Source organism: Bacillus sp. D386 (genome assembly GCF_006346415.1).
In genome coordinates this window covers 564,006-577,683 of record NZ_VEMV01000002.1, presented here as the reverse complement: position 1 = coordinate 577,683, position 13,678 = coordinate 564,006, and the positions used below count along the sequence as shown (strand labels likewise).

Here is a 13,678-nt window from a genome sequence, read left to right as displayed (position 1 = left end):
GGGTCTGCTCGTTTGCCTTTATCGTTTTTTTAAGCCTTCTTGGCCTTTCTGCAAATCAATGACCGTGATTTCAGGACGTGAAAATAACCGGTATGGAATTCGGGTTGTACCTAAACCACGATTTACATACAAGGATAAAGGGCCAACTTTATAGGATCCTTCCCTGTATTTTTCTGCAAAAGGAGGAGTCACAATCGCACCCAAAAGAGGAAACTGAATTTGTCCTCCATGACTATGTCCGCTTAATTGTAAATGAACTGGGTAACTGGCGGCATAATCAGCATAATCAGGAGCGTGAGATAGAAGAATGGTAAATAAATCACTGGATTGTACCGGTATACTTACATCCAGGTTGGGCTTGCCGAGCATTGCATCATCTACCCCGCTTATTACGATTTGACGGCCATTCTGCAGGGTTATAAAGTTTGATTCATTTACTAACAGGGTAAATCCATTACTAACCATAGTCTCTTTGTAAATTTCCGTACCATAACCGCCATGGTCATGATTGCCAAAAACGCAATATTTACCAAGAGGTGCCTCCAGCTGACTTAATAATTGATTGAGCTTAGGAGTTATTCTATATTCATTCGGATTATCCATCAGGTCACCTGTAAAACAAATAATATCGGGATTAAGTGAATGAATGGTTTCAACCGTTTTTTCTAAATCTGACAAATTATATTGGAAACCCAAATGAGTATCACTGAATTGGACAATTCTAATATTTTGAAAGGAGTCTGGAATAAGTGGGTGGGAATAGGAAAAACGTGTTATATCAACCCAGGAGGGTTCAATATCTTTCATATAAAATCGCCCTCCTATAAGAGAGCAAAGAATAGTAGCTATATAGGCAAATGATTTTTTTAAAAAGAATCTTCTGGTTATTTTCTTCATTATAAAGTTCCTATCTCATAATAGTCAGTCTAATCCTATCATTCATTAAGAAAATTGTTAAGATGTATGAGTATTACTTTTTGATTACAAAATTTATGTGCTATTTGGTCTATAGATTAACTACCTAAAATAAGGTAAAATTAAAATACAATAGGTATTTAGATTTATAGAAATAATGATTTATATATTTAGTTAACTGAATGGGATGTTTCATTCTGAGGACGAGGGTGTTACAGATGAATAAAGCCAAATCATATGAAATGATCTATCTTCCTGCAAAAATAGGAATGATAAAAGTATATATGTATGGATTCCATAAAAAAGGAGATCCCGGCAGAGTATTTGTTATGCTTAATGATTTAAAAGTAAATGGCAAAGGTACGAATAAAAAGGAAACATTGATTAGTACTCTTTCTAAACTTAATGAACTAATCAATCAATCATAAGTAAAACATATAAAATTTTTAAGGGCGGCCATTAGGCGGCCCTTTTATCATTTAATTTGATTGGCTAAAATTTAAAAATCCCGTTATATCTATATTTTTCATCTATTTTGCTAATTCAGCATTTCTGGATATTATTGACAGAATTTTGTGATATAATAAAAGTGAATAATCATTCATTTTATTTGGAGGGCTCATATGAAGGGAAAAGTAGTGATTGTAACTGGTGGTTCTAGTGGAATGGGAAAGGCTATGGCTCAACGTTTTGCAAATGAGGGGGCTAAAGTAGTCATTACCGGAAGGAATAAAGAAAAACTGGATAACACCATTAAAGAATTTGCAGAAAATCAGGAGAATATACTGGCTGTTCAGATGGATGTTCGAAATGTGGAGGATGTTAAAAGAACCATTGAAGAGACGGTTAACAGATTTGGTACAATCGATTATTTGATTAATAACGCAGCAGGTAATTTTATTTGTCCGGCAGAGGATCTATCACCGAATGGCTGGAAATCTGTCATTGATATTGTTTTGAATGGTACTTTTTACTGCAGCAGCCTCATCGGCAAGTATTGGATAGAAAATGGCATTAAAGGATCAATCATCAATATGGTCGCTACCTATGCGTGGGATGCAGGTCCATATGTCATTCACTCTGCCTCAGCAAAGGCTGGTGTGCTGACAATGACTAGAACTTTGGCTGTGGAATGGGGTAAAAAATATGGAATCCGCGTAAATGCGATAGCTCCCGGGCCGATTGAAAGAACTGGGGGAGCAGATAAGTTATTTCAATCGGAAGAAGCAGCTCAAAGAACGCTTGAAAGTGTTCCGCTTGGAAGATTAGGAACACCGGAGGAAATTGCAGATTTAGCCCTGTATTTACTGTCTGATCGGGCATACTATATTAATGGTGATTGTATTACAATGGATGGCGGTGCTCATCTCAATCAATTTCCGTTTTAGGCATAGGATGGATGAATGGTTTTAATAAGAATTGAAATCTTTAAAGAGCAGTTCAATATGCTGATTTAATTGAACTGTTTTTTGTGCGTTCATTTGACTAGCTGTTTAAGATGATATTTTAGTTTTCACTATCCTTGTATTATTTTTCAGTAAAAAGTGTTTATTCTGGTAAAAAGGGGAATAAGCTAATAAAGGCCTTGAGATATGTACTTAAAAAGGAGGATCATAATGAAAAAGGTTTTAACTTCGTTGTTTATTACCATGCTTGTATTAGCGGTTTCTCCTCTTGTCAAAGTAGATGCTAAAAGTACACTGGATAAACAAGATGCATTTAATCTTTTAGATAGCGCATTTCAATTGCAGGTATCTCTTTCAGAAAAACCAAGATCAATGGACAATATTCGAGATTTATTAAAAAATTCCTTCTCAGAGGAATACACTGAGGATTTTATAAACATGAATGTACAAAAAAGTGTGGATGGTAGTGGCTATCAAACCTATGGTACGGATATAGCCCTTTATTATATTCCTTTTTTTACATATAGTGAACATACTAAACTAGGATATAGTTCTGCTAATGATCAATGGTATGTGTATGAATGGTTTCCAGGCAATACAGATGGACCAGTCAGCTATGAAGGGCATTACGAGGCAATCGGGCTGATGTATGACCATAATAAATGGGTAATTAATGATTACCAAATTGCTTTCGATCCGAAAACACTTGATGACAGTCAAGAAATAGCCCAAAATTCGAGTGTGGATAAGGAGCCATCCAATCCGACTTTCATAAACAGATTGACAGATTATATTAGCTACGGGTTCATTAATCATATGTCTCATTGGTTTGGGATGATTGCTTTCTAGATACTGATGGCATGAATGGAAAAGCTAATCCTGCTTGAATGAGGATTAGCTTTTTTGTATTAATCTCTAATATTTAACAATTCCATAATTCGTTCCTGGTTAAATCCAATGATTACTTGATCACCAATGACAAACGTTGGGGTAGAATATGAATCATATTTGGTCATAAGTATTTTTTTTGCTTTTGCATCCTTCTGAATATCTTTTAAGGTATAGGGAATATTGTGCTCATCAAAATAATTTTTGGCGTAAGCACATGGCGGACAGCCTGGTTGCGTAAAAAAAAGAACTGGTTCCACTTTTTTCTATCCTTTCTTTTGTTTAATTTGTATCTACCAGTATACATGAAACTTTTTTGTTTACTATAGTACAAATTTTAAGTAGGATATCAGGCAGGGCTATCTTTTATCAAATTAAAGAACTAGAAAGAGAAAAAGAATTGCCAACACCAGAGAGATCTTGTCAATTTATTTTGATTGAGTCTGCTTTAAAGTGAAAAATATGGCGCTGGAATTTTTCTTGGAACGTTTTTATGATAAAATGATGAAGTCTCTAAAAAAAGAGATGAAATAAAAGGTGTAACCATCAAATACGTTATAATGAATTTGGGTATACAAATGATGCCTATTCCTCTATTCTGTTACTAATGGCCAGTCCATAAGCGACAATATATTTTATTTGTTGGTAAGTCATGAAAGGAGCATATATTAGATATGTCACGATTACAAGGAATTTTATCACGTTTGAAAAACTTACAGGAGCAAGGGAAAGTATCAGATACAGCACAACGTGTGTTTGAAGTTGAAGGTCAAGTTAAATGTCAAGTATCTTATTTCGATAAAACTGAAACATTCGAATTAGAGATTTTTCAGGATAAAGGAAAAACTATGAAGTATCAATTTGATAATATTGATATGATTGCCATTGAAATTTTTGAGTTAATTTATAGCTAATTTGGAAATTTGAGATGATTTGGTTATGTTCCATTATCATGATGAAGGTATTTGTTCCTAATCATGTAGGTTATGCTTCTGAAAATCTCTAACTTAAATTTTTAAAGTGGGGAAGGGAAGATAATTACTGACAAATCGAACAGTTAAGTCTTCCGAATAAAACCAAAAGTGGATAACCAGGAACTAACTATATAAGGGGTTCTTAACCATGTTAGATATGCAAAAATTAGATGGATTCGAACTGACTGTAAAGGATTTAATGATTTCGTCTGAACGTGTTGCTCATGTACAGCAGGAAAATAATCTCGAACATGCATTATTGGTTCTTACTAGAAGCGGATATACTGCTATACCAGTTCTGGGACATGATTATAAGCTGCATGGATTAATTAGTACACCAAAGATAATGGATGCAATATTGGGCTTGGAGCGAATTGAATTTGAAAAACTGGAAGAGATGAAGGTTGCAGAAGTGATGGATCCCAATCTTCCATGTCTTAAAGAAAATGATTCAATTGAAAAAGCAATGGAACTTCTCATTGATCATCCATTTGTATGTGTGGTAGGTACTGAGGGAGCTTTCGAAGGTATATTGACCAGAAGGCAGGTTATGAAGCATACAAATCGTTTAATAAAAATCATTAAATATAATTAATATCAGTATCTCAATCGATAATGATGAGTGGATTAAAAAATAAACATTTTTTAAAACGCCTGGATAAAGATCCAGGCGTTTTTTACATGGTTTATAAAGTTGTATAACTTAAATTTAAAAGTGACTTTAAACAATGTTATCAATAAAACACTCTAAGACATGCTAATAACTCAACAAAACTTTTAATAGATATAATATTCCAAATTAACTTTATCCAGGATAGGAACTTCGTTAAAATGATAGGGAGGGGCGTGGAAAAATGAATTCAATCGATTCAAGCATAGAAAAAAAGTCTTTCAAAAGGGCAAAGAAGAAGACAAAACGCCCTTTAGTATTAATTTCAATCCTATTGGCTTTATTCATGGGTGCCATCGAGGGTACTATCGTTTCAACTGCAATGCCTGAGATCGTTGGTGATCTGGGAGGCTTCTCCCTGTATAGTTGGGTCTTCTCAGCCTATTTGCTAATGAATACGGTAACGGTATTAATCTATGGGAAGCTATCTGATTTATTTGGCAGAAAACCAGTATTGTTATTTGGGATTACAGTGTTTCTGCTTGGTTCCCTCGGCTCTGGATATGCATGGTCCATGCAAAGCTTAATTTTTTTTCGTTTAATACAGGGTTTTGGAGCTGGAGCCATTACGCCCGTTGCAATGACAATTGTAGGGGATATATATACGAAAGAAGAACGAGCAAAAGTTCAGGGTTATTTATCAAGTGTTTGGGGAATATCGGCTATTTTGGGACCTGCTATTGGCGGATTATTAATCGAGTACATATCATGGAGCTGGATCTTTTGGATTAATATTCCGTTAGGATTTCTCTCTTTAGGAGGTTTGCTATTTTTCTTCCATGAGCAAAAGACGGTTAAAAAACAAAAGGTAGATTATATGGGTTCAGCAATGCTTGCTGTTTCTTTGTCGCTTTTAATGTTTTTATTTGTGCAAGGAGGGATTTCATTTTCCTGGCTTTCTTTAAAAAGTTCGTTGTTAATTATACTCCTGCTAATTTTGGTGTTTTGCTTTGTGAAGCATGAAAACAGAACTGTAGAGCCCGTTATGCCTTTTTCTATCTGGAAGAATCAATCAATATTGTTTGCTAATTTAACCTCTCTTACAACCGGTATTGTTTTAATTGGAGTATCAAGCTATTTACCAACATTTGTACAGGGAGTAATGGAGGAATCCCCAATGATAGCAGGATTTACTCTTACTGCCATGTCTATAGGGTGGCCGATAGCATCCTTTATATCAGGCAATATGATCTTGAAGATAGGGTATCGTACTACTTGTATAACAGGTGGAATCTTTATCATACTGGGTGCACTGGCTTTTACATTTTTGCCCTCCCATGGATATGTGTTTTTGGCCGCTTCTGGATCCTTCTTGCTTGGTGTGGGAATGGGGCTTACAAGCACTGCTTTTATCGTGTCCATCCAATCTACTGTGGATTGGGAACAAAGAGGTGCTGCAACAGCTGCAAACATGTTCATGAGAAATCTGGGAAACACAATCGGTGCCGCATTATTGGGAGGTATATTGAATAATCGTTTAAACGCTTATTATTCACAAAATGAAAATATAGATTTAAATTCGGTAAACGAATTGCTTAACACTGAGATTCGATCTTCTTTAGAGCCGGAAAGATTGGAACAGATCCAAAGTGGATTAACACATTCATTGGGTATTGTGTATTTCATTGTCTTACTACTGGCTATACTGAGCTTGTTCTTGATATTGAAAATGCCAAAAGAGAAATCGTAACAGCCTCATTAAATCTGCTATATTGTAATATTTGCAGTTCAGCAGAATATAAAGGTAAAATAAAATGAATGTCTGATTAAGAAGAGATTGGTTTGTGAGGAGAACAAATGGTTATAACTGATTTTGAATTATTGGATACTCTTGCTGTTGAACTGAATTTACGTAAGACTGCCGAAAGAATGTTTGTCTCTCAGCCGGCACTTTCACAACGTCTTCAATCAATAGAAAGAGAATGGGGAACACCGCTTTTTATTAGATCAGCAAAAGGAATGACGTTGACGGAGGCGGGAGAAATTGTCGTTCAATATGCCAGGGAATCCCTGAAATTAAAAGAAAAAACACGAGAAAAAGTAGATGCTCTCAATCATAATGTACAAGGTACATTAAAAATTGCGAGTGCTTCTATAGTCGGCCAATATTGGCTCCCGATGATTTTAAAGAAATATGTTAACAAATATCCCAATGTTAAGATCTCACTTGTGACAGGCTGGAGCAGTGAAATGATCGAAAATATCTATAATGGAGAGTCTCATATTGGTATATTGAGAGGGGTTCCTGACTGGCATGGTTATAAAAAGCTATTGTTCAGTGATCACTTATACCTTGTGGATACCGAGCTTAACCAATTATCAGATGCGTTAACTACAGAACGCCCATTTATCTTGTTTAAAAGTGATTCGAACTATTATCGAGAGATTCAAAATTGGTGGATCCGCCATTATGGAATTCCACCGACACGTACCATTCTTGTGGATCAAATTGAAACCTGTAAACAAATGGTGATGAATGGAATTGGGTATGCCATATTGCCCGGTATTTCTTTAAGAGAAGGTGAAGCCTCGTATTTTAAACATCCCTTGTATGATTTGGAGGGGCAGTCTGTTGAAAGAAAGACATGGCTTGTAAGCTACGATGCTTCCTTAGAATTAAGACAGGTTAAGGCTTTTGTAAGTTTGATTGAGGAAATGTTAATTGAATAGAAATGAAATCTCTATTCTTGTTTTTCCTACTCTTGTTTGATAAAGTAATAGAAAATTATTTAGGGGAGAGAAATATACTATGAAAATGATGGATGCAAATGAAATTATATCCTTTATCGGAAACAGTGTGAAAAAAACGCCGGTTAAAGTATACATAAAGGGAGAAATCAGTGAGCTGGTATTTAATCCTGAGGTTAAAACATTTATTACCGGTAACACAGGGGTGATTTTTGGAGAATGGTCTGATATTCAACCAACATTAGAGGAAAACAAGGCGAAAATAGAAGATTATGTTATTGAAAATGATTGTCGAAATTCCGCAATTCCAATGCTGGATTTAAAAGGGATTAATGCACGTATTGAGCCGGGGGCGATTATCCGTGATCAGGTTCATATTGGAAATAATGCGGTGATTATGATGGGAGCGTCCATTAATATTGGTGCAAGCATCGGAGATAAGACTATGATTGATATGAATGCCGTGCTTGGCGGACGTGCAACTGTCGGTGAAAATTGCCATATTGGAGCAGGAGCAGTGTTGGCTGGCGTAATAGAGCCTCCATCTGCCAATCCTGTTGTAATCGAAGATAATGTACTTGTTGGTGCTAATGCGGTTATTTTAGAAGGTGTCAGAGTAGGAGAGGGAGCTGTAGTAGCGGCTGGAGCAATTGTAGTAGAAGATGTTCCTGCTCATACAGTAGTTGCTGGAGTTCCGGCTAAAGTAATTAAAACAATTGATGAAAAGACTAAATCCAAAATTGAAATTAAGGATGAGCTTCGTCAGCTATAATAAAAATGGAAGGGGCGTGGAGATGATGATTTCCGCGCCTGTTTTTAAATTGGAGATGAGGTGAGCTGCAATTTGGAAAAGTTAATTTCTATAAGAAGAGATTTGCATAGGATCCCTGAACCTGGTTATAAGGAATTTAAGACGCAACAATATTTGATAGATTACATAAGAAATCTTCCTCAGGATCGTATAGAATGGGAAAAATGGAGAACAGGAATTTTTGTTCGAGTAAAAGGGCTATCTCCTGAGAAAACCATAGGCTACCGTGCTGACATTGATGGTTTGCCGATTCGAGAAGAAACGGAGCTTCCCTTTAAATCCGAGCATGCAGATTATATGCATGCATGCGGCCATGATTTTCATATGACCATCGCCCTTGGTGTATTAACAAATTTAGTGGAAAATCCAATCAATGACCATGTATTATTTATGTTCCAGCCCGCAGAAGAGGGCCCTGGAGGAGCAGAGGAGATGATTGCTGCTGAGCAGTTTTCTAAGTGGAGACCTGATTTGATTTTTGGATTGCATATAGCTCCGGAATATCCGGTAGGAACAATCGCTACCAAAACAGGTTTACTCTTTGCTAATACCTCGGAGATCTTTATAGATTTTAAAGGGGTTGGTGGACATGCTGCTTATCCGCATCTGACGAATGATATGGTGATTGCATCCTGTCAATTTGTTACTCAGCTTCAGACTATTGTAGCAAGAAATATTAATCCACTTGATTCGGCTGTTGTTACAATTGGGAAAATAACAGGAGGGACTGTCCAAAATAGTATTGCTGAAAATGCGCGGATAGAAGGGACGATTCGGACGCTATCTGAGGATTCTATGCTATTGATCCGGAATCGAATACTGGAAATGGCAAAAGGAATGGAAGTGGCTCTTGATTGTAAGATTAATGTTGATTTTGGTTCTTCCTACTATCAAGTATATAACGAATCTAATCTAACAGAAGAGTTTATGAAATTTCTGTATCAGCGGCAGGATACGACATTCGTCAATTGCAAGGAAGCAATGACGGGTGAGGACTTTGGATACATGATTAAGGAGATTCCAGGCTTTATGTTCTGGCTTGGTGTTCAGTCATCGTATGGATTGCACCATGCTAAATTAAATCCTGATGAAAAGGCACTACCCTTTGCTGTATCGGTTATAACAGATTATATTCGAATGAAATCAATATAAAAAGAGAACCCGGCTAAAGAGATAGCAGCCGGGTTCTCTATATTATTCTGTTCCTTCAGCAGCGTATTGAAGCCTTATTTGATCGATGGCTATTTTAATCCTAGAGCGCAGCTGACGTTCAACATGGTATTGCTGTCCATTTGTTGTTCGGGCTACAATTTGAATTGTATAATCAGCTGTACCCATATCCTGGATGCCAAGAATCTCGGGTCCCATTAGGATATCTTCATCTTTTTCGGCCATTGTATGGCATATTTCTTTAATTGATTTTGTGATTTCCTCCAAATTATCTTCTGCTTTAAGTTTAATTTCCACCATAGCTCTCATAGCTCCACGTGAATGATTGCTTAGTATGGCAATTTGTCGATTGGGAATATAGTGGAGGCTTCCGTCATAACCTCTTATTTGGATTGTTTTAAGTCCGACTACTTCTACAACGCCTTTAATAACTCCTATTGTCACTTCATCCCCAACATCAATCTGTTTTTCGAGCAGGATAAAGAAGCCGGTTACTACATCACTCACTAATCCCTGGGCCCCAAAGCCGACCGCTAAACCAACGATTCCGGCACCGGCTAGAATCGCACTAACGTTGATTCCTAACATTTCCAGGATGGTGACTATTAAGATAAATATAAAGACGTACCCAAAAGCGTTTTTCGTTAAGGATTCCAATGTTTTCGTACGGTTCTCAGAAAGATTCTCTTTGGCCTGCATGCGCGAGAAAATCTTTTCAATGATTTTAAAAGTAAACGTGCGTATTACTTTATAGATTAAATAAAATAAAAAGATTTTTAGAACCCAAATTCCAATATCGAAAAGCCAGGTTTCCCACTTGAGATCTGAAAATTTAAAACCCATTATGAACGAATTCTCCATTAAACCAATCCTTTCCTAACAACTTCTTTATTGATATAAACGGAAGTATTCAATTATGATAGATACAATTTTTTTGGTATACTATAACCTTCATCTTGAAGGAAAATGTATGCAGCCTTTTACTATCATAATAGAATAATATAGATATACCATAAAGGAAGTTGAATGATTTGCCAAGTGAAAGGTAAAATGTTTGAAAAGACATAATCATTATTCAACATAAACTGATACAATGATAAAGTTATAGATAATAAAGCTTGCTTTTATCAATTTCTACAAATTTTAAATATTGACCCTTGAGTTATGTTACTGGTGTGTTCATAGCCACTTTTACTATTTTCCCAAAAAGTTTGGTTGAAAATACTGTAAACATTTAACCGGATTATGTATTATTTGCATATGTGATATTTATTTTGGATATATATTGGAATTTTAGGCGAAAAGAGGGTTCGTTGATTGGAAATCAATCGGTGATTAATAGTTCCGTGGGACATTCAAGAAACATGTGAAGAATGAAGAGCGGTTCTCTCTTTCCGGTAAATAGTATGGATAGGTAATAATCACTTTATAAAACTAAAAAGGAGGCGTCGTAACCTTGAATTTTGAACTGCTGACAATAACGGTATTATGGTCCTTCCTTTATGTATATGTCATAATTGCTTCCATTGAGTTTGGGGTTGGTTTTTTTACATATTATGGTCGTTTTAAAGGTAAGCAGGTGGGAATTCCTAAATCGACAGGTCATTATGATCCACGACTCTGGCATATTACGATTATTTTCTTTATATTTTTTGTGGCAGGATTAATTGGATTTTTTCCGGATACATTTAATTATTTTGGCAGAGCATTGGTTCTACCAGGGCTGGTCGTTTTATTACTGGTAGTCATCAGATTTATGGCACATTTTTTGTATAAAAAAGGGAACAAAACAAGCTGGTCATTTTTGTTCGTTTATGTTTCGACTGGGATCCTTATTCCTGCCTCTTTATCCATTGGGCTTACGATATCTGAGGGAGGTTTTATAAAAAAAGAAGGAGAACGAGTGTTTCTCCTGGTAAAAAAATTGTTCCTCAGTCCTTATTCCTGGAGTGTCGTGTTTCTGACAATTGTAAGTGTATTGTTTATAAGCGCCGTATTCTTGCTCTATTATAAGGAAAAGTCTAATGATAAGGAGGCAAGTATGACTGTGCGAGGCTATGCTCTTTTTTGGAGTGTTCCTACGATCATTGCAGTTGCTTTAGCGACTATTTCATTAAGGGGACATAATTTGCGTCATTTTCAAAATGCTCTGGAGATTTGGTGGTTATTTGCGCTTTCTTTAATTAGCTTTATGGCTGCCCTATACTTAATCATTCGAAATAAAAGACATGGTTTAGCATTTATATTTGTATTACTTCAGTTTTTGTTTGCTTTCTACGGATATGGTATTTCACATTTGCCTTTTATACTTGATCCGTTCATTACATTGGACTCGTTTAATGGGAGCCACTTATGGTTAACATTAGGATGCTTATTGGTAATCGGATTATTGCTTCTGACTCCATTTACTCTATTGATCAATAAAATGTTATTCCGAACAAAATGAAAAACGCGAGTACCTGTTAAGGTACTCGCGTTTGTGCTTTTTATACTTCCATGATAATAGGCAGAATCATCGGACGTCTTTTGGTTCTTTCGTATAAGAAAGGTCCGAGTGTGTCTGTAACTTGATTTTTAATTTCAGACCATTGTGTAGTCTTACGTGCCATGATTTTATTTAAATGCTGAGTGATTAGGTTTTGAGCATCGTTAATCAGATCTCCTGATTCACGCATATAGACGAACCCGCGAGAAATGATATCCGGCCCAGCAGCAATTTTGAACTCTTTCATATTGATGCTGACAACAACTATCACAAGACCTTCTTCTGAAAGAATACGACGGTCGCGAAGGACGATATTTCCAATGTCCCCGATTCCGCTTCCATCAATATAGACATTGCCGGAAGGTACCTTGCCAGCAACGGTAGCACTATCCTGAGTAAGTGCCAGCACTTCACCGTTGTCCATGATAAAGCAATTTTCCTCCAAGACACCGCAATCCACAGCTGTTTGTACATGTGTTCGCTGCATGCGGTATTCTCCATGGATTGGCATAAAGAACTTAGGCTTCATCAATCTGAGCATTAATTTTTGTTCTTCCTGTCCACCATGGCCAGATGTATGAATATTACTTAAAGGACCATGAATGACATCGGCTCCAGCACGGAATAACATATTAATGGTGCGTGATACACTAACCGTATTACCTGGTATTGGTGATGATGAGAATACAACTGTATCACCAGGATTAATCTGGATTTGTCTGTGAGTACCGTTTGCAATTCTAGATAAGGCAGCCATCGGTTCACCCTGTGAACCAGTACAAAGAATCGTTACTTCGTTTGCCGGTAATCTATTTAATTGCTGAGTATCAATAAATGTTTCTTTTGGTGCGGTAATATAACCAAGTTGAAGTCCAATTTCGATGGCATTTTCCATACTGCGACCAAAAACGGCTACTTTCCTGTTGTTTTGTACAGCTGCTTCTGTAACTTGCTGCAGGCGATGAATATTCGAAGCAAAGGTTGCGAAAATAATGCGTCCTTCTACTTTTCGGAATATATCATGTATACTTTCGCCAACTTTACGCTCAGACATAGTGAAATTAGGGATTTCACTATTTGTACTGTCTGAGAGAAGGCATAGAACACCTTCTTTACCAATTTCAGCCATTTTAGTTAAATTGGCAGGTTCTCCAACCGGAGTAAAATCGAACTTGAAATCACCGGTATGTACAATATTGCCCTGTGGTGTTTTAACCACAATGCCGTATGCATCCGGGATACTGTGAGTGGTACGATAGAAAGTAACAGATGTTTTCCGGAACTTGATCACATCGTCCTCTTTAATTTCATGGATAATGGCTTGTCTTAGTAAACCGTGTTCTTCTAATTTCTTCTTTACTAATCCAAGTGCCAATTTGCCTCCATAAAGTGGAATATTCACTTGCTTTAGTAAATAAGGTATCCCGCCAATATGATCCTCATGACCATGAGTAATAAACAAACCTTTAATCTTGTCCGCGTTTTTTACGATATAGGAATAATCCGGTATGACATAATCAATGCCAAGTAATTCATCTTCCGGAAACTTTATTCCGGCGTCAATTAGAATAATTTCATCCTGGAATTGAACGCCATATGTGTTTTTGCCGATTTCGCCTAGCCCTCCGAGGGCGAAAACAGCTGTTTGGTCGTTCTTGACAAATTTCATAT

General features: G+C 36.5%; 14 protein-coding genes. 10 read left to right on the top strand and 4 right to left on the bottom strand.

Annotation, left to right across the window (positions count from 1 at the left end):
• Window positions 1-18: 18 nt before the first annotated feature.
• Window positions 19-807 carry a metallophosphoesterase gene (locus tag FHY45_RS07805; protein WP_306821535.1) on the bottom strand — a complete coding sequence of 263 codons (789 nt, stop codon included), beginning with the start codon at window positions 805-807 and terminating at the stop codon, window positions 19-21.
• A 326-nt stretch (window positions 808-1,133) separates the two neighbouring features.
• On the opposite strand from FHY45_RS07805, the gene FHY45_RS07800 reads away from it, so the two are divergent.
• The 3 genes from FHY45_RS07800 to FHY45_RS07790 all read left to right on the top strand — a co-directional run bounded on the left by FHY45_RS07800 (window position 1,134) and on the right by FHY45_RS07790 (window position 3,170).
• Window positions 1,134-1,343 (top strand): hypothetical protein, encoded by a 210-nt coding sequence (locus FHY45_RS07800; RefSeq protein ID WP_066100906.1) that lies wholly within the window; start codon window positions 1,134-1,136, stop codon window positions 1,341-1,343.
• Between the two features lie 195 nt (window positions 1,344-1,538).
• Window positions 1,539-2,303 carry a 2,4-dienoyl-CoA reductase gene (gene fadH, locus FHY45_RS07795; RefSeq protein ID WP_066100902.1) on the top strand — a complete coding sequence of 255 codons (765 nt, stop codon included), beginning with the start codon at window positions 1,539-1,541 and terminating at the stop codon, window positions 2,301-2,303.
• Between the two features lie 228 nt (window positions 2,304-2,531).
• Window positions 2,532-3,170: a DUF3993 domain-containing protein gene (locus FHY45_RS07790; RefSeq protein WP_180349914.1), complete on the top strand. Its 639-nt coding sequence runs from the start codon at window positions 2,532-2,534 to the stop codon at window positions 3,168-3,170.
• 59 nt (window positions 3,171-3,229) lie between these two features.
• On the opposite strand, the gene FHY45_RS07785 is transcribed toward FHY45_RS07790, so the two are convergent.
• Window positions 3,230-3,469, bottom strand: coding sequence for a glutaredoxin family protein (locus FHY45_RS07785; RefSeq protein WP_066100896.1), 240 nt, complete (start codon window positions 3,467-3,469; stop codon window positions 3,230-3,232).
• A 414-nt stretch (window positions 3,470-3,883) separates the two neighbouring features.
• Between FHY45_RS07785 and FHY45_RS07780 the strand changes: the two genes are divergently transcribed.
• The 6 genes from FHY45_RS07780 (at window position 3,884) to FHY45_RS07755 (ending at window position 9,504) form a co-directional block, all read left to right on the top strand.
• Window positions 3,884-4,123, top strand: a complete 240-nt coding sequence (locus FHY45_RS07780; protein WP_066100892.1) for a YkuJ family protein — start codon at window positions 3,884-3,886, stop codon at window positions 4,121-4,123.
• A 208-nt stretch (window positions 4,124-4,331) separates the two neighbouring features.
• The gene (gene cbpB, locus FHY45_RS07775; protein WP_139891317.1) at window positions 4,332-4,778 is read left to right on the top strand and encodes a cyclic-di-AMP-binding protein CbpB; all 447 of its coding nucleotides are present in this window, start codon (window positions 4,332-4,334) and stop codon (window positions 4,776-4,778) included.
• Between the two features lie 259 nt (window positions 4,779-5,037).
• On the top strand, window positions 5,038-6,543 hold the full coding sequence (locus FHY45_RS07770; protein ID WP_066100885.1) for an MDR family MFS transporter: 1,506 nt from the start codon (window positions 5,038-5,040) through the stop codon (window positions 6,541-6,543).
• 107 nt (window positions 6,544-6,650) lie between these two features.
• On the top strand, window positions 6,651-7,523 hold the full coding sequence (locus FHY45_RS07765) for a transcriptional regulator CcpC (protein ID WP_066100883.1): 873 nt from the start codon (window positions 6,651-6,653) through the stop codon (window positions 7,521-7,523).
• A 79-nt stretch (window positions 7,524-7,602) separates the two neighbouring features.
• Window positions 7,603-8,313 carry a 2,3,4,5-tetrahydropyridine-2,6-dicarboxylate N-acetyltransferase gene (gene dapD, locus FHY45_RS07760; RefSeq protein WP_066100880.1) on the top strand — a complete coding sequence of 237 codons (711 nt, stop codon included), beginning with the start codon at window positions 7,603-7,605 and terminating at the stop codon, window positions 8,311-8,313.
• 72 nt (window positions 8,314-8,385) lie between these two features.
• Window positions 8,386-9,504 carry an N-acetyldiaminopimelate deacetylase gene (locus FHY45_RS07755; protein ID WP_139891316.1) on the top strand — a complete coding sequence of 373 codons (1,119 nt, stop codon included), beginning with the start codon at window positions 8,386-8,388 and terminating at the stop codon, window positions 9,502-9,504.
• A gap of 42 nt (window positions 9,505-9,546) precedes the next feature.
• Here FHY45_RS07755 and FHY45_RS07750 read toward each other — a convergent pair whose 3' ends face one another.
• Window positions 9,547-10,365 carry a mechanosensitive ion channel family protein gene (locus tag FHY45_RS07750; protein WP_066100873.1) on the bottom strand — a complete coding sequence of 273 codons (819 nt, stop codon included), beginning with the start codon at window positions 10,363-10,365 and terminating at the stop codon, window positions 9,547-9,549.
• A gap of 613 nt (window positions 10,366-10,978) precedes the next feature.
• On the opposite strand from FHY45_RS07750, the gene FHY45_RS07745 reads away from it, so the two are divergent.
• A complete protein-coding gene (locus tag FHY45_RS07745) occupies window positions 10,979-11,968 on the top strand; it encodes a cytochrome d ubiquinol oxidase subunit II (RefSeq protein ID WP_066100870.1) in 990 nt (329 codons plus the stop codon).
• 40 nt (window positions 11,969-12,008) lie between these two features.
• Here the strand turns inward: FHY45_RS07745 and rnjA are convergent, their stop codons facing one another.
• Window positions 12,009-13,676, bottom strand: coding sequence for a ribonuclease J1 (gene rnjA / locus FHY45_RS07740; RefSeq protein WP_066100868.1), 1,668 nt, complete (start codon window positions 13,674-13,676; stop codon window positions 12,009-12,011).
• Between the last annotated feature and the right edge of the window lie 2 nt (window positions 13,677-13,678).